Origin of the sequence: Xanthobacter autotrophicus, assembly GCF_005871085.1 — a bacterium.
Taxonomy (GTDB): Bacteria; Pseudomonadota; Alphaproteobacteria; order Rhizobiales; family Xanthobacteraceae; genus Xanthobacter; species Xanthobacter autotrophicus.
Window position 1 is genome coordinate 34,709 of sequence record NZ_VAUP01000028.1, and the last position, 19,514, is coordinate 54,222.

A 19,514-nucleotide genomic window follows, 5' to 3' on the forward strand; every position below is an offset into this window, starting at 1 on the left:
GCTGGGTCGGGAGTTGCCCCCGCACGGAGCGCCAGCACGTTTCACTATGATAAGCTCATCGCGGCGCGCCGGCGTTGCGGCGTGTCATGTGTGACTGCGCTGCCAGAGTTGGCGCCCCCCCTGCCGAACCTGCGTTCCCCTTCCGGTCCCGGCCGGCGCGCACTACAGTCGCGCGAGTCGCTGGCCCCCAGGGGAGCAAGACCTCTTCCATGAACACCCGCCTCGTCTCGGGCGAGAAGCGCGGCGAAGACGCCGCCGATTCGACGCTGCGCCCCCAGCTCCTGAAGGAGTTCGTGGGCCAGGCGCAGGCGCGCGCCAATCTGGAAGTGTTCATCAAGGCGGCCCGCGCCCGCGGCGAGGCGCTGGACCATGTGCTGTTCGTGGGGCCGCCCGGCCTCGGTAAGACCACGCTGGCCCAGATCATGTCGCGCGAGATGGGGGTGGGCTTCCGCTCCACCTCCGGCCCGGTGATCGCCAAGGCGGGGGACCTCGCCGCCATCCTCACCAATCTGGAAGAGCGCGACGTGCTCTTCATCGACGAGATTCACCGGCTCGCGCCGGCGGTGGAGGAAATCCTCTATCCCGCCATGGAGGATTACGAGCTGGACCTCGTCATCGGCGAGGGTCCGGCAGCGCGCTCGGTGAAGATCGCCCTGCCCAAGTTCACGCTGGTGGGCGCCACCACGCGCTCGGGCCTGCTCACCACGCCGCTGCGGGATCGCTTCGGCATTCCGGTGCGGCTCCAGTTCTACACGGTGGAGGAACTGGAGAAGATCGTGGTGCGCGGGGCGCGGGTGCTGGGCATCGCCATCGCTCCGGACGGCGCCACCGAGATCGCCCGGCGCGCGCGGGGGACGCCGCGCATCGCCGGCCGGCTGCTGCGGCGGGTGCGCGATTTCGCCCTGGTGGCCGAAGCCGAGCGCATCGACCGCAAGGTGGCTGACCGGGCGCTGCTGGCGCTGGAGGTGGACGCCGCCGGCCTCGATGCCATGGACCGGCGCTATCTCACCGTCATCGCCGATTATTACGGCGGCGGCCCGGTGGGGGTGGATACGCTCGCTGCCGCCCTGTCCGAGCCGCGCGATGCCATCGAGGAGATCGTGGAGCCGTTCCTGGTGCAGCAGGGCTTCATCCAGCGCACGCCGCGCGGGCGGATGCTGACCGCCACCGCCTTCCGCCATCTCGGCCTGCCTGAGCCGGTGGTGGCCAAGCCCATGCCCCTGTTCGACGAGGGCGAGTAGGCGAGCGCCATGCCCATCGACGCGGCCCTGCCGTCAATGTACATCACATTCACATGAGCTGGTCCCGAAACGGAGAAACGCGGTCCTACCATCACGGCAACCTGCGGGAGGCCCTGATGCAGGCGACCCTCGACCTGATCGGGGAGAAGGGCGTTGCGGGCGTCACCTTCGCCGAGGCGGCCCGCCGCGCCGGGGTGAGCGCCGCCGCACCCTACCGCCATTTCCGCGACCGGGACGAATTGCTGGCGGCGGTGGCCGCCGTCGGTTTCGAGCGGCTGGCCGATGCCCTCACCACCGCGTGGCAGAGCGGCCGGCCCTCGCCCGCCGTCGCATATGAGCGGGTGGGGCGGGCCTATCTCGACTTCGCCCGCCGGGCACCGGCGGAATATGTGGCCATGTTCGAATCTGGCCTGCCGGCGGAAGGCCATGAGGGCCTGCAGCAGGCCGGCAATCGCGCCTTCGGCGTGCTGCGCGAGGCGGCGGAAGTTTTGGTCTCTCACATTCCCGGCCCGGTGCGCCCGCCGGCTTTGATGGTGGCGCTCCATACATGGTCGCTGGCCCACGGGGTGGCGTCCCTGTTCGGCCGGGCCGACAGCGCCCGGCGCAAACTGCCCATGGGCCCGGATGAGCTTCTTGAGGCCGCATTCCTCATCTATCTGAAAGGTCTCGGCGCCCCCTCCGGTCCCTAAGCTCCGCGCCCCCCCAAGTGCCGGGCCATTGACAAAACGGGGGCCTTTGCCTATCTATGTAAATGTTATTAACATTAACCGGGAACGCGGCTATGGAGCTCGCTTACAAGCTCGACAGTTACGGCAAACCGGCGTGGATCGCGCTGACGGTGCTGGGCTTCATGGCCTGGTGGCCGCTGGGCCTCGCGATCCTGGCCTTCACCATCGGGAGCGGACGGATGGGATGTGGTGCCAAGCGCGGCTTCAGCCGCTGGCAGGAAGAGGGCGGCGACGCCCTACGCGGCGCCTTCGGGCGCTGGAGCCGGACCATGCCGTCCAGCGGCAACCGCGCCTTCGACGAATATCGGCAGGAGACGCTGCGGCGCCTCGAGGACGAGCAGAAGGACTTCCGCGATTTCCTTGAGCGCCTGCGTCAGGCCAAGGACAAGTCGGAGTTCGACCAGTTCATGGCCGACCGCCGCAGCCGCCCCGCTGAGCCGGGCCCGGACGCTCCGTCCGGCCAGTGATCAAAAATCCTGCGGCGCGTTGCCGCCGCGGGACGGTTCCAGACCATCTTGAGCCGCGCCCTTTGTTCACAAGGGGCGCGGTCTCGTTTATGAGGGCGACATGGTCGAGCGCCCCAACTTCTCCCCGTCCGATCCGCACCTCACCCTTGCCGGCCGGCTCATCCCCGGCGGCCACGCGCTGCATGTGCGCGTGTATTATGAGGACACGGATTTCTCCGGCATCGTCTACCACGCCAATTACCTGAGATTCATGGAGCGCGGCCGCTCGGACTACATGCGGCTCCTGGGCGTGTTCCAGGGCGAGCTGTTCGAGCAGGCGGCCGCAGAGGCGCCGGGCTTCCACTTCGTCGTCCGCTCCATGCAGATCGACTTCCGCAAGCCCGCCCGCATCGATGATGTCCTGGAGGTGGTGACCCTCTCCAAGGAGGTGGCCGGCGCCTCCATCACCCTGTTGCAGCAGGTGAAGCGGGATGGCGAGGTACTGGTGTCCGCCACCGTGCGCGTCGCCTTCGTCTCCGAGGGGCGGGCAAAGCGCATCCCCGACGCGTTGCGGCAGGCGACGCTTCAGGATGCGCGAGCGACCGAGGCCATCGGAGAAACCGAGCGCTGAGGCGCCCCTTCAGCCTATTCCGATCCTCAACCCATGCCCACCGAGCCGCGCTCCTTGGGCGCGAGCTGGGACACAAGCTGCTCGATGCGCTCGGCCACCTGATCGATGGTGCGGGCCACCTCTTCCTCGCTCGCCTCGATGCGGGCGATGGCGGAGGCGCGGGCGTCGCGCTGGCTCTCGATGTCGCTTTCCAGCGCAGCTACGCGCCGGCGCGACTCCGCCAGTTCGTCGGCGATGGTGATGGCGGCCATAACCACGAGGCGCTGGTCGCCGATCTCGCCGAAGGCCGTGCGCAGCTGGGAGATGCGGCCGTCGATGTCGTGGGCGAGCCGGATGAGGTGCTCTTCCTGCCCCTCGTCGCAGGCCATCCTGTACTGGCGACCGGCGATGGTGACCGAGACATGAGGCATGCCGTCAGCCGCCGTGGGTCGCGAGCACGTCGCGGATCGTGCCCATGGCCACGTCCAGGCGGCGGATGATCTCCCGGCCCACTTCCTCCACCTGGCCGGCGTCGGCCTTGGCCAGATCGAGTTCAGCGGCAAGGCGCGCCCGGTCGTTGCCCATGGCGTGCAGCTGGGCCGCCAGCGCCTCCTGATGGCGGTCGGCCTCGCGGCGGCGATCCAGCGCGTCGTTCAGGGCGTCGAGGGCCGCATGGAGGCGCCGGGTCGCGGCCTCGATGGGGGCATCCTGCAACGGCGGGCGATGCTTCAGCGCATACATTGGCAAAGTGTAGCCGAGTCGCACGGCTTGGCGCCAGACTTTCCCCACCTGTCAACATGAATGGGTCAAAGGAGAGCCTCCGGCCCCTCCAACTTTCCGTAATTGCGAATGCTGCAATGCGGAAGCTTTGCTGCGGGCGCGACGATGCAGCGCGGGGCTCTGCGAACCACCTCGCTTGACGTTCGAGGACCGGGCAGGTTTGACAGCCATGCGAGCCTTGGTACAAGGCGGCCAACACTGGCCGGATGACCCTGATGGGTCTGCCACAGCTTGAGGTTGTCTCTGGCAGGGCGGCGCGTCCGGACCCCGGCGCGGGAGAAACGGAATTCATGCTGAGCCGCACGAGTCACGACCGCATGGCCAACGCCATCCGCTTCCTTGCCATGGACGCGGTGGAAGCTGCCAATAGCGGTCATCCCGGCCTGCCCATGGGTGCTGCGGACATCGCCACCGTCCTGTTCACCAAGGTCCTGAAGTACGATCCCACGCGCCCCTTCTGGCCCGATCGCGACCGCTTCGTGCTGTCCGCCGGCCACGGCTCCATGCTGCTCTATTCGGTGCTGCATCTGGCCGGCTACGAGAAGGTGACGATCGAGGAGATCAAGCGCTTCCGCAAGCTGGGTTCGCTCACCCCCGGCCATCCCGAGAACTTCGTCACCGAAGGCATTGAGACCACCACCGGCCCGCTGGGCCAGGGCATTGCCACAGCCGTGGGCATGGCCATGGCGGAGCGCGCGCTCGCCGCCCGCTTCGGCAAGGATGTAGTGGACCACCACACCTTCGTGCTCTGCTCCGACGGCGACCTCATGGAGGGCATCAGCCAGGAGGCGGCGGACCTCGCCGGCCACCTGAAGCTCTCCAAGCTCATCGTCATGTGGGATGACAACGGCATCTCCATCGACGGCGCCACCTCCATCTCCGGCTCCACCGACCAACTGGCGCGCTTCGCCGCGTCGGGCTGGGCGACCACGCGCATCGATGGCCACGATCCCGAGGCCATCCTCGCCGCGCTCACCGCCGCCAAGGCCTCCGACCGCCCGACCCTGATCGCCTGCCGCACCGTCATCGGCTTCGGCGCGCCTAAGAAGGCAGGCTCGGAGAAGGTGCACGGCTCGCCGCTGGGCGCCGACGAGATCGCCGCCACCCGCGCAGCCCTCGGCTGGGAGGCTGCGCCCTTCGAGATCCCCGCCGACGTGCTCGCCGGCTGGCGCGCCGCCGGTGCCGCCGGATCCGCCGCCCGCGCGGCCTGGGAGGCGCGCCTTGCCGCCGCCCCCGAAGCCGACCGGGCCGAGTTCGAGCGCCGCATCGCCGGCACGCTGCCCAAGGCGCTGGAAGGTGCCATCGTCGCCGTCAAGCAGAAGGCGGTGGCGGACGGCGGCGCGGTGGCCACCCGCAAGTCGTCCGAGCTGGTGCTGGATTTCATCACCCCCGTGGTGCCGGAGATGCTGGGCGGCTCGGCCGACCTTACCGGCTCCAACAATACCAAGGCCAAGGGCGCGAAGGCCATCACGCCGGACGATTTCTCCGGCTCCTTCGTGCACTGGGGCGTGCGCGAGCACGGCATGGCCGCGGCCATGAACGGGATCACCCTGCACAAGGGCCTCATTCCCTTCTCCGGCGGCTTCCTGGTGTTCTCGGACTATTGCCGCCCCTCCATCCGCCTTGCCGCGCTCATGGGCGAGCGGGTCATCCATGTGCTGACCCACGATTCCATCGGCCTCGGCGAGGACGGCCCGACCCACCAGCCGGTGGAGCACCTCGCCGCCCTGCGCGCCATCCCGAACCTTCTGGTGATGCGCCCCGCCGATACGGTGGAGACGGCCGAGTGCTGGCAGATCGCGCTTGAGGCGGAAGGGCGGCCCTCCGCCCTGATCCTGTCGCGGCAGAACCTGCCGATCCTGCGCACCGACGCCACGCCTGAGAACCGCTCGGCGGGCGGGGCCTATGAGATCGTCGCGGCCTCGGCCAAGGCGCAGGCCAGCCTGTTCGCTACGGGCTCCGAGGTTTCGCTTGCGGTGGAAGCCGCCAAGCTTCTGGAGGCGCAGGGTGTGCCCACCCGCGTCGTCTCCATCCCTTCGTTCGAACTCTTCCTCGAAAGGCCTGCCGCAGAGCGGGCCAAGGTGATCGGGGACGCTCCGGCCAAGGTGGCGGTGGAAGCCGCCATCCGCATGGGGTGGGACGCCATCGTCGGTTCGGATGCCGCCTTTGTGGGAATGACCTCGTTCGGCGCCTCGGCGCCTGGAAAGGACCTATTCGCCCATTTCGGACTGACCCCGGACAAGGTCGCGGCCAAGGCCCTCGACCAGCTCCGGCAGGTGTGATCATCGGCGCACGGCGGGCGCGACCAGGCCGCACCGCGGGCTCTTCCGCAGGTGCGCAACGCAGTTTCGCAGAGGCCGGGCTTCAAGCCGGCTCAAGGAGGACCCATTATGAGCGTCAAGGTGGCCATCAACGGTTTCGGTCGCATCGGGCGTAACGTTCTGCGCGCCATCATCGAATCGGGTCGGACCGACATCGAGGTGGTGGCGATCAACGACCTCGGCCCGGTGGAGACGAACGCCCACCTCTTCCGCTTCGACAGCGTGCACGGCCGCTTCTCCGGCGAGGTCAAGGTTGCCGGCGATACCATCGACGTGGGCCGCGGCCCCATCAAGGTGACCGCAGTGCGCGATCCCGCCCAGCTGCCCCACAAGGATCTGGGCGTGGACATCGCGCTCGAGTGCACCGGCATCTTCACCGCCCGCGACAAGGCGGCCGCTCACCTCGCGGCCGGCGCCCGGCGCGTGCTGGTCTCCGCCCCGGCCGAGGGCGCCGACCTGACCGTGGTCTACGGCGTGAACCACGACAAGCTCACCTCCGAGCACCTCGTGGTCTCCAACGCCTCCTGCACCACCAACTGTCTCGCCCCCGTCGCGAAGGTCCTGAATGATGCCGTCGGCATCGAGAAGGGCTTCATGACCACGATCCACTCCTACACCGGCGACCAGCCGACGCTGGACACCATGCACAAGGACCTCTACCGCGCCCGCGCGGCGGCCATGTCCATGATCCCCACGTCCACGGGCGCCGCCAAGGCGGTGGGCCTCGTCCTGCCCGAGCTGAACGGCAAGCTGGACGGCACCTCCATCCGCGTGCCGACCCCCAACGTCTCGGTGGTGGACTTCAAGTTCATCGCCAAGCGTGCCACCACCAAGGAAGAGATCAACGCCGCCGTCCTCGCCGCGGCCGCGTCCGGTCCGCTGAAGGGCATCCTCGGCACCACCGACCAGCCCAACGTCTCCATCGACTTCAACCACGACCCGCACTCCTCGACCCTCCACCTGGATCAGACCAAGGTCCTGGAAGGCACGCTGGTGCGGGTGCTGTCCTGGTATGACAACGAGTGGGGCTTCTCCAACCGCATGGCCGACACCGCAGTCGCCATGGGCAAGCTCGGTTGAGCGGGGAAGGGGGCGCCAAGATGACCGCCTTCCGAACCCTCGACGACGCGGACCTCGCCGACAAGCGGGTCCTCGTGCGCGTTGATCTCAACGTGCCCATGGAAGCCGGCCGGGTCACCGACGAGACCCGCCTCAAGGCCATCCTGCCCACCATCCGCACCATCACGGACAAGGGCGGCAAGGTGGTGCTGCTGGCGCATTTCGGGCGGCCCAAGGGCCGCGACGAGAGCCAGTCCCTCGCCCCCGTGGCGAAGGCGCTGGAAGGCCAGCTCGGCCGCAAGGTGGCGTTCGCCTCCGACTGCGTGGGCGAGGAAGCCTCCAGCGCCATCTCCCGGCTCGCCGCCGGCGAGGTGCTGGTGCTGGAGAACACCCGCTTCCACGCGGGTGAGGAGAAGAACGCGGCCGATTTCGTGGATGCTCTCGCCAGCCTCGGCGACATCTATGTGAACGACGCCTTCTCCGCCGCCCATCGTGCCCATGCCTCCACCGAGGGGCTGGCCCGCAAGCTGCCGGCCTATGCCGGCCGCTCCATGGAAAGCGAGCTTGCCGCGCTCACCAAGGCCCTTGAGGCCCCGGTGCGTCCGGTGCTCGCCGTGGTCGGCGGCTCCAAGGTGTCCTCCAAGCTCGAGCTTCTCGGGAACCTCGTGAGGAAGGTGGACATCCTGGTGATCGCCGGCGGCATGGCCAACACCTTCCTTGCCGCCCTCGGCAAGAAGGTGGGCAAGTCGCTGTGCGAGCACGACCTGGCCGACACCGCCCGCGAGATCCTGGAGAAGGCCAAGGCGGCCGGCTGCGAGATCGTGCTGCCGGTGGACGCGGTGGTGGCCAAGGAGTTCAAGGCCAATGCCGCGAACCGCGTCGTCAGCGTGGACGAGGTGGGCGACGACGAGATGATCCTCGACGCCGGTCCCGAAACCGTGGCGGTGGTGGCCCAGAAGCTCGACGGCGCCAAGACCGTGGTCTGGAACGGGCCGTTCGGCGCCTTCGAGATGACGCCGTTCGACGCCGCGACCGTGGCGGTTGCCCGCGACGTGGGCAAGCGCACCCGCGCCGGCACGCTGCTGTCGGTGGCCGGCGGCGGCGACACGGTGGCCGCGCTCAACCATGCGGGGGTCGCGGGAGACTTCTCCTACGTCTCCACGGCCGGCGGCGCCTTCCTGGAATGGCTGGAAGGCAAAGCCTTGCCGGGCGTCGAGGCCCTCCGGCGCTGAAAAAGGAACGCCCGGATGGCAAAAAGTCATCCGGGCGTTTGTTTGTTGCGGTGCAATGGGTTCATTTGCTGCGCTGCAATGCTATGATGTCTCGCTGGCCCATGCCCGCCCCGCCGGTCGGGGTGCGCGTGGGTCCTTCATGATCGGGGCCGGCGCGCCCTGGTCTCCACGCCCGCCGAGGGGCGGCAATAAGGCAGGTGAAGGCACATGACGGCTGAGCTCGACGCGATCGCGCAGAAAATGGTGGCCGACGGCAAGGGCATTCTGGCGGCAGACGAGAGCAGCGGCACCATCAAGAAGAGATTCGACGCCATCGGTGTCGAATCCACCGAAGAGAACCGCCGCGACTATCGTGAGCTGATGTTCCGTTCGGAAGCCATGACCAAGTATATCTCCGGCGTCATCCTCTACGAGGAGACCATCCGGCAGAAGGCCAAGGACGGCACGCCGCTCGTCAGCCTCATCCAGCAGGCCGGCTCCATCCCCGGCATCAAGGTGGACGCGGGTGCCAAGCCCCAGCCGGCCTTCCCGGGTGAGACCATCACCGAGGGCCTCGACGGCCTCGCTGGCCGCCTCAAGGAATTTTACGATCTCGGCGCCCGCTTCGCGAAGTGGCGCGCGGTGATCGACATCGACACCGCCAAGGGGATCCCCTCCTACGGCTCCATCCGCGCCAACGCCCATGCGCTGGCCCGCTATGCGGCCCTGTGCCAGGAAGCCGGCATCGTCCCGATCGTGGAGCCGGAAGTGCTTATGGACGGCAGCCACGACATCGACACCTGCTATCAGGTGACCGAGTGGGTGCTGAAGACCACCTTCGAGGAGCTGTACTACCAGCGCGTCCGCCTCGAGGGCATGGTGCTGAAGCCCAACATGATCGTGCCCGGCAAGAAGGCCGCGAAGCAGGCGTCCGTGGCCGAGGTGGCCGAGAAGACCGTGCGCGTGCTCAAGAGCTGCGTGCCGTCCGTGGTGCCGGGCATCGCCTTCCTGTCCGGCGGTCAGTCGGATGAGGACGCCACCGCTCATCTCGACGCCATGGTGAAGCTGGGCGGTCTGCCCTGGAAGCTCACCTATTCCTACGGCCGCGCCCTCCAGGCCGCGCCGCAGAAGGCGTGGGCCGGCAAGGCCGAGAATGTGGCGAAGGCCCAGGCCGCGTTCACCCATCGCGCCCACATGAACTCGCTCGCCGCGCTCGGCCAGTGGTCGTCGGAGGAAGAGCGCAAGGCCGCCTGAGCGCACCTTGCCTCATGAGATGAGAAAGGGCCGGCTCACGCCGGCCCTTTTTTGTGCCTGCCGGGTCACCCTTCGCCAGTCGCCGCCGCAAAGGCCATGCGTGATCCGCCCGCGAACTTGCGATAGAGCAGGTAGCAATCAGATTGCGCCGCAGCCTGATCGGCGCGCGCTCGCGCGAGCCGTGCCCCCAATTTGCCGATTTCTTGGCCGACCGATCATCCATGTCTTCTCCCTTGCCGCCGCCCGGCGCCCGACTCATGCTGGTTTTCACCCTCACGCCCGCGCTGCGGCCGGATGCAGCGGCGGCGGCCGTGCGCGCCGGCGACGTGGCGGCGGTGGTGCTGCGCATGCCCGAAGGCGCGCCTGACATCGCCCATCTGCGGGCGGTGGCCGAGGCTATCCAGACCCACGATGCGGCGGTGCTGGTGGACGGGCCGGCCACTCTCGCCGCCGCCGCCGGCCTCGACGGTGTTCATGTGAGCGATCTGCGCGGCCTCGACGCCGCGCTGCGCGCGCTGAAGCCGCAGGCCATCGTCGGGGCGGGCGGCATTACCACCCGTCACGATGCCATGGAGGCCGGGGAAGGCGGGGCGGACTACGTCTTCTTCGGCGCGCTGGAGCCGCCGGCTGCGGCATCGGCGGAGACCCTTGATCTGGTGAACTGGTGGGCCGAGGTGTTCGAAGTGCCGTGCGTGGGCCTCGCCGCCACCCTCGACGAGGCCGAGGCTCTGGCTGGCGCCGGCGCCGATTTCGTCGCGCTGGCCGAGGTGCTTGTGGCGGAAGGTGGCCCAGCGACCGTGACGGCGGCCATGGATCGGCTGACCAGCATGGATGCGCAGCCATGAGGATGGGACTGGTCTGGCGCGGCCTGGTGCAGCTGGCGCGTGGCAGCGCGCGCCCCTGCGCGGTGGGTCTCGCGCTGGTCCTCGCGCTTGCGGGCGCCCCCGTGCTTGCCCAGACCGTGGCGCAGCCCAAGCCTGCCGACAAGCCCGCGTCCGACAAGCCTGCGGCAAAGCCGGCGAAGCCTCAGGCCAAGCCTGCGGCCAAGCCCGCCGAGAAGCCCGCAAACAAGCCGGGGGCGCCGGCCCGCGATGCCGGCGGCGGGCCGCCGCTGCTCGGGTTGCAGATCGCCTATCCCAGCCTCGACACGCCGGGCGGCAGCGGCGACCTCGCCTATGGGGCCTACCAGCGCGGCTATTACCTCTCCGCCTTCAACGAGGCGCTGAAGCGCGCCCGCGCTGGAACCGACCCGGCCGCCATGACACTGCTCGGCGACCTCTACGGCTCGGGCTATGGCGTGCCGCTGGATTTCAACAAGGCCATCGAATGGTATCGCAAGGCTGCTGCCGCCGGCTCGCCGGGGGCGCTTTTGTCCCTCGGCAATCTGACGCTGGCCGGGCAGGGCCTCAAGAAGGACGAGCTGGAGGCCGCCAAGCTGTTCCGCGAGGCGGCGGAAAAGGGTAATGGCCCTGCGGCCTACAATCTCGGCCTGCTTTATCTGCAGGGCCGCCAGATCCCCAAGGAGCCGGCGGAGGCCGCGCGCTGGTTCGAGGTGGCGGCGGGCAAGGATATCGAGGACGCCCAATATGCCCTCGCTGTGCTCCTCAAGGAGGGTAACGGCGTGGAGAAGGATCTCGCCCAATCGGCGAAGATGATGGCCTCGGCGGCTCGGCTCGGCCACATCACGGCGCAGGTGGAATTTGCCATCATGCAGTTCAACGGTATTGGCGTGCCGAAGGATGAGGCGGCCGCAGCCGCCATGTTCCGCAAGGCTGCCCTGGGCGGCAACGCCATTGCCCAGAATCGGTATGCGCGGCTGCTCGCGGTGGGCCGTGGCGTGACGCAGGACAAGGCCCAGGCTGCCGCCTGGCACCTGCTCGCCAAGCATCGGGGGCTCGGCGATCCCATGCTGGACGACGTGATCGCCCAACTGCCCGCCGCCGATCGCAAGAAGGCCGAGGCCCAGGCAGCCCGCTGGGAAGCCGGCCGCGCCTGAGGCGGCGCGAGCGACGCGGCGCGTGTGGCACTTGTGCAACGCCCGCCGACGCAATCGGTCTGCCCTGAGCCCTGCACGCGCTCGCCATGATGACGCCACGAGACAGCATCAGTGAAGACGCCGTCGACGGGCCAGCGGTGCTTGCCCTGCGGCCCTCTTCGGAACCGTCGCATGCGCATCGTCCGCCTAGAGCGGGCGTGCCGCCGCGCGCCGGGAGGAGGCGTCAAGGATAACGGCTTGGAAACCATGGCGCGCGGGAAGTGCGGCGCGTCGCACGGTTTCCGGCAGGACATGCGGCTTCAGGCCGTGCACGGAACGTTCGCTTAACCGGCCGGCTGATAGACGAAAGCCTCCGGTCCAGCGTTGAGAAGGGAGATACCGGAATGCGTTTCCTCAGGCTAGCTCGCGGGTTCCGGTTCGCGGCGCTTTTCGGCTTCGCGCTGGCCCTTGCCGCGTGTGCCAATAATCCCAACCAGAACGCCGCCGGTGCCGGTGGTGCGGGTGGCCCGCCCGGTTCGCCACAGGAATTCGTGGTGGCGGTGGGCGATCGCGTGTTCTTCGAAAGCGACCAGACCGACCTCACGCCCCAGGCGAGGGCCACTTTGGATCGTCAGGCCCAGTGGCTGCAGCAGTGGAACCGCTACACCTTCACCATCGAAGGCCATGCGGACGAGCGCGGCACCCGGGAATACAACATCGCCCTTGGCGCCAAGCGGGCCCAGAGCGTGCGTGACTATCTCGCCGCCCGCGGCATCGACCCGGCCCGCATGCGGACCATCTCCTACGGCAAGGAACGCCCGGTGGCGGTCTGCAACGACATTTCCTGCTGGTCGCAGAACCGTCGCGCCGTCACCGTGCTGAACGCCGGCGGCGCCTGAGCGCGGCAGCGGTATCATCGAAAAGGGCCGGCGCCGCCTGCGGCCGCCGGCCCTTTCGCTTTGCGCCGGCAGGGGAAGCGGCAGTGTCTTGCGTCCGGTGGCGGGCGGCGGCAAGACACGGTGCGGGACATCCCGATGGCGTCGCCGCAAACCTTTGCCAAGCCTGTGCCAAAGCCCTTGCCAAGCCTTTGCCGAGTCACACTTTGGACGTGATCCATCCCCTATTCTTGCCCGCCCGGGAGGCTGATCCCGGCCGATTTTTCCCGCCACAAGCCCTTGGACCCATGATGATGCGCCTGCCGCTGGTCGGTGTTCTCGCCCTCGCCCTGAGCGCCGTCGCGCTGCCCGCCGCCGCCCAGCAGGACGGTGGATTATTCGGCAATATCTTCAAGCCCCCCGCCGCGACGCCACAGCCACTTCCGGGCGGCGACGAAACCGAGCTGGTGGGCCGCATGGAGCGGCTCGAATCGTCCCTGCGCCAGCTCACCGGGCAGGTGGAGCAGCTGCAATATCGCAACCAGCAGCTTGAAGCCCAGGTGCGCCGGCTGGAGGAAGGCGCCGGCGGCGCTCGCGGTCCGGCCGCCGCTTCCGCGCCCGCCCTCGCACCGGCGGCAACGCCGCCCTCCGGCCGTCCGGCAAGCGTGCCCGGCGGCCCCGGCAAACGGTCCGACGCCTTCGATCCCAACGCAGATCCTGCCGCCCCCGGCGCGCCACAGCCCTTGGGCTCGCCGGCCAGCGCCGCCACGGCCCTGCCGCGCCCGGCCGAAGCCATTCCCGGCGGGCGTCCGGCCGGCGGGACGCAGGTCGCGGCGCTGCCGGGGCCCGGCGCCTCCGTGCGCGAGCTGTACGACGCCGGCCAGGCCCAGCTCCAGCGCCAGGATTATTCCGGCGCCGAGCAGACCTTCCGCCAGATCATCCAGTCCGCGTCCGGCGATCGCATCATTCCCGACGCCACCTTCATGCTCGGGGAGAGCCTGTTCCTGCGCCAGAATTACGGGGACGCGGCGGCCTCCTTCCTGGAGGTCTCGACCAAATATCCCAATTCCCCCCGCGCTCCGGAGGCGTTGCTGCGGCTCGGCCAGTCCCTCGCCGGCCTCGGCGAGAAGGAAACCGCCTGCGCCACCCTGCAGGAGGTGGACCGCAAGTATCCGCGCGCCACGTCCTCCATCCGGCAGGCGGTGGAGCGGGAACAAAAGCGCGTCGGCTGCTGAGGCCGAATGAGCAGCGGCGGCGGAGCGGCGATGCCCGACGGGGCGTTTGATCCCCAGGCGGCCGGCCCCGGCGGCCCCCTCGAGGACGGTGCGCTCGACACCCTGTTCGCCGCCTTCCCACGTCATCATCGCATCCTGATCGCCGTCTCCGGCGGGCCTGATTCCATCGCTTTGCTTCATTTGGCCGCGCGTTGGCGCGCCGGGCGTGTAGACGGACCGCAGCTCATCGCTGCCACGGTGGACCACGGCCTGCGGGCGGAAGCCGCACGGGAGGCCGAGGCCGTCGGCGCCTTCGCCTCCAAGATTGGCGTGCCCCACCACATCCTGGTCTGGCGTGGCTCGAAGCCCGCCCACGGCATCCAGGAGGCGGCGCGGGAGGCGCGCTACGGCCTGTTGGCGGATGCCGCGCGCAAGGCCGGAGCCACCGCCCTCGCCCTCGCCCACACCCGCGATGACCAGGCGGAGACGGTGCTGTTCCGTCTGGCGCGCGGCTCGGGCTTCTCCGGCCTTTCGGGCATGCGCGGCGATGCGGCGCGCCATGGCCTTGCGCTGCTGCGCCCCTTTCTCGACACGCCTAAGGCCCGCCTGGTGGCGACGCTGGAGGCAGCCGGCGTTGCGTTCGTGCGTGATCCCAGCAACAACGATCTGCGCTTTGCCCGGCCGCGCCTGCGCGCCATGGCGCAGGCTCTGGCGGGGGAGGGGCTCGATGCCCGCCGCCTCGCCGTGCTGGCGCGGCGAATCGCGCGTGCGGACCAGGCGCTTGAGGCAGCCACCGACGCGGCCGAGGCCGCCATCCGCCGCCTCGGAGCGGAAGGGCGCCCTGATACCGTCTGCCTCGACGCCCGCGCCTTCGCCGCCCTGCCGGATGAGATCGCTTTGCGCCTGCTGGGCCGCGCCATCCATCAGGTGGGGACGGAAGGCCCGGTGGAGCTGGCCAAACTGGAAGCCCTGTTCGAGGCGCTGAAAGCTGCCGCGCCGGCGCCGTCTGCACCATTTCGCCGCACCCTCGCGGGAGCCCTGGTGAGCCTGGGAAGAGAGGCGCTGCACGTCTCGGCCGCGCCGCCTCGACGAGAAAGCGGCCCCATCGCACCGAATTCACCAGTCGTTGGGCCTGTCGTCCTTGGCAAAAAGGGGCCTCGCTCCTAGATTAGGCAGTGGACGGTGCGGGAGGCCCCACTGACGGCGGTCCAGTTCGGAGGCATTCCTTCCGTACGGTAAGGCGTCGAAACGGCTGGCCCTGTCTGTCCCCACGAGGGTTCTATGAACGCCAATCTACGCAATTTCGCCCTTCGGGTGATCATCGTCCTGCTGCTTCTCGCCCTGTTCTCGCTGTTCAACAGCCCGGGGCAGCGCACCAACGCGAACGAGATCTCCTTTTCGCAGCTCCTCAGCGACGTCGACGCCGGCAAGGTGCGCGAGGTCGTGATTGAGGGGCCCAACATCACCGGCACCTTCTCCGACCGGTCCGGCAGCTTCCAGACCTATGCGCCCAACGACCCCTCGCTGATCCAGCGCCTCTACGGCAAGGGCGTGCAGATCACCGCGCGTCCGCCGTCGGACAACGTGCCGTGGTTCGTGAGCCTGCTCGTGTCCTGGCTGCCGTTCCTGGCCCTGATCGGCGTGTGGATCTTCCTGTCGCGCCAGATGCAGGGTGCGGGCGGCAAGGCCATGGGCTTCGGCAAGAGCCGCGCCAAGCTGCTCACCGAGGCGCACGGCCGCGTCACCTTCGACGACGTGGCCGGCATCGACGAGGCCAAGAGCGACCTTACCGAGATCGTGGACTTCCTGCGCGATCCGCAGAAGTTCCAGCGCCTCGGTGGCCGCATCCCGCGTGGCGTGCTGCTGGTTGGCCCTCCCGGCACCGGCAAGACGCTGCTCGCCCGCGCCATCGCCGGTGAAGCCAACGTGCCGTTCTTTACCATCTCGGGCTCCGACTTCGTGGAGATGTTCGTGGGTGTCGGCGCCAGCCGCGTGCGCGACATGTTCGAGCAGGCAAAGAAGAACGCCCCCTGCATCATCTTCATCGACGAGATCGACGCGGTGGGTCGCCACCGCGGCGCCGGCCTCGGTGGTGGTAATGACGAGCGCGAGCAGACCCTCAACCAACTGCTGGTGGAGATGGACGGCTTCGAGGCGAACGAGGGCATCATCCTCATCGCCGCCACTAACCGTCCCGACGTGCTCGACCCTGCGCTGCTGCGTCCCGGCCGTTTCGACCGCCAGGTCATCGTGCCCAACCCGGACGTGGTGGGCCGCGAGCAGATCCTGAAGGTGCACGCCCGCAAGATCCCGGTCGCCCCGGACGTGAACCTCAAGACCATCGCCCGTGGCACCCCCGGCTTTTCTGGCGCGGACCTCGCCAACCTCTGCAACGAGGCGGCGCTGATGGCGGCCCGGCGCAACAAGCGCATGGTCACCATGGCCGAGTTCGAGGACTCCAAGGACAAGGTGATGATGGGCGCGGAACGCCGCTCGCTCGTCATGACCGAGGAAGAGAAGATGCTGACCGCCTATCACGAGGGCGGCCATGCCATCGTGGCCCTGAACGTGCCGGCCACCGATCCGGTGCACAAGGCCACCATCATTCCCCGCGGCCGCGCGCTGGGCATGGTCATGCAGTTGCCCGAGCGGGACAAGCTGTCCATGTCCTACGAGCAGATGACCTCTCGCCTTGCCATCATGATGGGTGGGCGCGTGGCGGAAGAGCTGATCTTCGGCCATGACAAGGTCACGTCCGGCGCAGCCTCCGACATCGAGCAGGCCACCCGCCTCGCGAAGATGATGGTGACGCGCTGGGGCTTCTCGGCGGATCTGGGTGCAGTGGCCTATGGCGACAACCAGGACGAGGTCTTCCTCGGCATGTCGGTGTCGCGCCAGCAGAACGTGTCCGAGGCCACCGCCCAGACCATCGACCGCGAGGTGCGCCGCCTTGTGGACGAGGGCCATGCGGAGGCCAAGCGCATCCTCACCGAGCACCAGCAGGACCTTGAGACCCTGGCGCGCGGTCTGCTGGAATACGAGACGCTCTCGGGCGACGAGATCATCGACCTTCTGGACGGCAAGACGCCGAACCGGGAAAGCGTGATCGAACCTTCGAACCCGCGTGGCTCGGCCATTCCCACCACCAAGCGTCCGCGCCAGGGCGGTGCGGGCGGCTCCATCGAGCCTCAGCCCCAGGCCTGAAGGCTGGTTCCGTCAAGGCGTGAACTTCTCAAGGCTCGCTTGGCCTCTGTTGGCTAGGATGCCGCTTCATTCAGGAATGCCCGCTTCGGCGGGCATTTTTGTTTGTGAAGGCGGGGACCTGGTTCCGGGAGGCCTTGTGATGAGGAGCCATGTGATGAGTGTGATGAGGCTCCCGTCGTTGGGGCTGCCGGTCCGCTGCGACATAGGTTGTAGTGCCGCCCCATACCGTGCATCTGTTGTATAGCTTAAGCTTGAACCCTAATACTCGAGCGGGGTTTGGGCGGAGGCGGGGATGACGGGTCGCAGGGCCTTGGCGGGCGGGTGCGTGGTCGTGGCGATGTTTGTTCTGGCGTCGGTTTCAACCGCGCGGGCGCAGCTCGGCATCATGAATCAGGTGCTCGATCACGCCATCCAGATGCAGCGTCACCAGCAGTATCGCGATCAGGAGGATCGCGCCGCAGCGCGCGCCCAGCAGAACCGCGCCGCCGCCGCCGAACGGGAACGCAAGGCCGAGCAGGGGCGTCAGGCGGCTGAAAAGAAGGCGGAGGACAAGCGGCAGGCTGCGGAAGCCGCAGCGCGGCAGCGGGAAGCCGCGCTCGCCCGGGTCTCACCGCCAGCCGAGCAGCTCATCACCGAGGTGTCCGACTTCCTCAAGGCAAATCCCTCGCACCCCAACATGCTCAAATATGTCGAGGCCTTGAGCGGTCTGGGGCGTGTGGTGAGGGATGGCGACCCGGCCGCCATAGAGAAGCAGACGCTGAGCCTGAGCCAGCTGGTTCAGAAGGACAGTGCCTTTTCGGATTTCGCCGCGCAGCGGGCGGAAGTACGCCGGGTGGAGAACGCGCGCAATCTGGTGGATGCCATCGAGCTTGCCGATCGGCAGAAGCGCTTCCTTTTGGCCGAGATCGCCCAGAACCCGACCGCGTCCACGACGGAACGCTTCCTTGATCTCGTGAAGGGGCTCGACGAACAGGCGACCCGGCCCAATCTTGATCAGCTGAAGCCTTTGAGCGCACAGGTCGATCTGGCCATCCGGCAGGCGGGACTGCGGAACGCCTTTCTCGCGGCGCCTTCGGTCGCCGCGGCTCAGGGCTCGCTGCCCGTTGGGTCCGGCGGCACGGCGACGGGCATCACGACCAACGGGAAGGATGGCGCGGCGCTCGCGAACGCCCTTACGGAGAAGAACCGTTTCCTGCTGGAAGGCAGCGTGGACGACGTCATCTTTGCCTATAACGCTTCAAGCACCGCGCCTCACGTTCTGAAAAACCTCAAGGGTGATATCGTCTTTGAGAAAAAGACGGCCTCCGTCTGCCTGTTTCAGAAGAGCGTGGATGTGCCGGATGTGACCCTCGCCCGGCGCGCCCTCTCGCCCATGGCGCTCGAGGCCATCCTGATCGAACCGACGCCGTGCGTCGCCGATCGCCTGCAAACTTATGACGTGATCATGATCCGCCGCGCGGCCCTGTTCCGTGAAGATCAGGTCTATGTGTTTGCCTTGCTCAAGCAGGTCGAGATCGGCGCCTACGCGCCGTTGATGACTTTGTCGGGTACCGACATGGCCGCGCAAAGCGGCGATGCCGGCCGTCGCCTGGAGGCAATAGAGCAGCAATCCCGCGAGGGCTTCGGACTGCTGGTCGTGAACAATATTTCGGGCACCGTCTGCGTCGTCGTGGAGGAGCAGCGGGAGGCGCACCAGAAGGTGCTTCGGGATTGGCAGCCTCAGGTCGCCGCCGAAATCAGCGCTCCTCCGAAGCTGAATTTCGTCTCGCTCGACACGGCGTTTGCCGGCGTCAAGCGTGCCCAGTGCGCCGCCATCTATGCCGACGCGGCCGGCCTCAAGGGCCTTGCCGCCGCGCTGAAGCGGGACGGCACGCCGTTCCAGGTCTCCGCCTTGTGGGTCGATCCGGGCGTTCTGGCCGATGCCAGCCAGCGTCTGACCGCCGAGCAGGCGGCCGCCGACCGGCAGGCCTACGAGCTGCGCCGCGCGCTGGCGGAAAATGCGTCAGTCGCCGCGTTGCGGGAGGCCGACGAAGCGAAGACGAAGGCGGGCATGCAGGCGGCTCTGCGCGCCAAGCATGGCCGCCAGGCCCAGGCTGCAACCACCCTGATCGCCAACGACGTCAAGCTGGGGATCGATGGGAAGCTGGACTCCCCCGGCCTACAGTTCGTGCCGTTCTTCGATTGGCTGGCCGAACGCAGAAAGGATCGCTGGGAGGTCTTCTCCATCAACACCGAGATATTCGAGTACGGCACGGCCAACTGGAAAGGGCGCTCGCTTGAGGCGGGTCTGGTCAAGCTGGATATCCGTCTGCGCAATCAAGTGCTTGGCGAATACCGGAGCTTCTGCTTCGTTTTTTCCCGATTGGCCGACAGCGAGTTTCAGATGGTGCGCGAGCCCCGGGTCTTTGGGTGCGATGAAGCGGCCAGCCTGTCCCGGTGGAAGACGGCCTTGCAGTTCGCCAGCCTCTGGACCGTCGAATAAGAGAGGGGGGAGAGTGTCCCCCTGTTGCCTCGTCCCTGCCCTTGTTGCCTAGGGCCAAAGGCCCTCGGCAACAAGGGCGTGTCTCCCGCTGTCAGCCCTCCCACCGCGCGTGAC

17 protein-coding genes are annotated in these 19,514 nt (G+C 68.2%); 15 read left to right on the forward strand and 2 right to left on the reverse strand.

Annotated features, from left to right (window positions below):
• Positions 1–209: 209 nt before the first annotated feature.
• The 4 genes from ruvB (at position 210) to ybgC (ending at position 3,046) form a co-directional block, all read left to right on the forward strand.
• A complete protein-coding gene (ruvB, locus tag FBQ73_RS12015; protein WP_138399746.1) occupies positions 210–1,241 on the forward strand; it encodes a Holliday junction branch migration DNA helicase RuvB in 1,032 nt (343 codons plus the stop codon).
• Positions 1,242–1,294: 53 nt separating this feature from the next.
• Complete coding sequence (locus FBQ73_RS12020; protein ID WP_138399747.1) at positions 1,295–1,930, forward strand: TetR/AcrR family transcriptional regulator; 636 nt, start codon at positions 1,295–1,297, stop codon at positions 1,928–1,930.
• A 92-nt stretch (positions 1,931–2,022) separates the two neighbouring features.
• Entirely contained in the window at positions 2,023–2,436 is a 414-nt protein-coding gene (locus FBQ73_RS12025) for a DUF2852 domain-containing protein (RefSeq protein WP_138399748.1), read from the forward strand.
• Between the two features lie 100 nt (positions 2,437–2,536).
• Positions 2,537–3,046, forward strand: coding sequence for a tol-pal system-associated acyl-CoA thioesterase (ybgC, locus tag FBQ73_RS12030; RefSeq protein ID WP_138399749.1), 510 nt, complete (start codon positions 2,537–2,539; stop codon positions 3,044–3,046).
• A 26-nt stretch (positions 3,047–3,072) separates the two neighbouring features.
• On the opposite strand, the gene FBQ73_RS12035 is transcribed toward ybgC, so the two are convergent.
• Entirely contained in the window at positions 3,073–3,456 is a 384-nt protein-coding gene (locus FBQ73_RS12035) for a cell division protein ZapA (RefSeq protein WP_012115049.1), read from the reverse strand.
• A 4-nt stretch (positions 3,457–3,460) separates the two neighbouring features.
• The gene (locus FBQ73_RS12040; RefSeq protein ID WP_138400088.1) at positions 3,461–3,766 is read right to left on the reverse strand and encodes a DUF4164 domain-containing protein; all 306 of its coding nucleotides are present in this window, start codon (positions 3,764–3,766) and stop codon (positions 3,461–3,463) included.
• Between the two features lie 329 nt (positions 3,767–4,095).
• Between FBQ73_RS12040 and tkt the strand changes: the two genes are divergently transcribed.
• The 11 genes from tkt to FBQ73_RS12095 all read left to right on the forward strand — a co-directional run bounded on the left by tkt (position 4,096) and on the right by FBQ73_RS12095 (position 19,400).
• A complete protein-coding gene (gene tkt / locus FBQ73_RS12045; protein WP_138399750.1) occupies positions 4,096–6,087 on the forward strand; it encodes a transketolase in 1,992 nt (663 codons plus the stop codon).
• 108 nt (positions 6,088–6,195) lie between these two features.
• Entirely contained in the window at positions 6,196–7,206 is a 1,011-nt protein-coding gene (gene gap / locus FBQ73_RS12050) for a type I glyceraldehyde-3-phosphate dehydrogenase (protein ID WP_138399751.1), read from the forward strand.
• A gap of 20 nt (positions 7,207–7,226) precedes the next feature.
• Positions 7,227–8,417 (forward strand): phosphoglycerate kinase, encoded by a 1,191-nt coding sequence (locus FBQ73_RS12055; RefSeq protein WP_138399752.1) that lies wholly within the window; start codon positions 7,227–7,229, stop codon positions 8,415–8,417.
• A gap of 207 nt (positions 8,418–8,624) precedes the next feature.
• A complete protein-coding gene (locus tag FBQ73_RS12060; protein ID WP_138399753.1) occupies positions 8,625–9,650 on the forward strand; it encodes a class I fructose-bisphosphate aldolase in 1,026 nt (341 codons plus the stop codon).
• A gap of 257 nt (positions 9,651–9,907) precedes the next feature.
• Positions 9,908–10,495: a thiamine phosphate synthase gene (locus FBQ73_RS12065; RefSeq protein WP_170218868.1), complete on the forward strand. Its 588-nt coding sequence runs from the start codon at positions 9,908–9,910 to the stop codon at positions 10,493–10,495.
• Positions 10,492–11,646, forward strand: coding sequence for a tetratricopeptide repeat protein (locus FBQ73_RS12070; protein ID WP_138399755.1), 1,155 nt, complete (start codon positions 10,492–10,494; stop codon positions 11,644–11,646). Before FBQ73_RS12065 ends, FBQ73_RS12070 begins: the two co-directional genes overlap by 4 nt.
• Positions 11,647–12,029: 383 nt before the next feature.
• Positions 12,030–12,524 carry a peptidoglycan-associated lipoprotein Pal gene (gene pal, locus FBQ73_RS12075; RefSeq protein ID WP_012115056.1) on the forward strand — a complete coding sequence of 165 codons (495 nt, stop codon included), beginning with the start codon at positions 12,030–12,032 and terminating at the stop codon, positions 12,522–12,524.
• 284 nt (positions 12,525–12,808) lie between these two features.
• On the forward strand, positions 12,809–13,735 hold the full coding sequence (gene ybgF / locus FBQ73_RS12080; protein WP_138399756.1) for a tol-pal system protein YbgF: 927 nt from the start codon (positions 12,809–12,811) through the stop codon (positions 13,733–13,735).
• Between the two features lie 6 nt (positions 13,736–13,741).
• Positions 13,742–14,881, forward strand: a complete 1,140-nt coding sequence (tilS, locus tag FBQ73_RS12085; RefSeq protein ID WP_246089677.1) for a tRNA lysidine(34) synthetase TilS — start codon at positions 13,742–13,744, stop codon at positions 14,879–14,881.
• 114 nt (positions 14,882–14,995) lie between these two features.
• A complete protein-coding gene (gene ftsH / locus FBQ73_RS12090) occupies positions 14,996–16,918 on the forward strand; it encodes an ATP-dependent zinc metalloprotease FtsH (RefSeq protein WP_138399758.1) in 1,923 nt (640 codons plus the stop codon).
• Between the two features lie 292 nt (positions 16,919–17,210).
• Entirely contained in the window at positions 17,211–19,400 is a 2,190-nt protein-coding gene (locus FBQ73_RS12095; RefSeq protein ID WP_138399759.1) for a hypothetical protein, read from the forward strand.
• Positions 19,401–19,514: the final 114 nt, after the last annotated feature.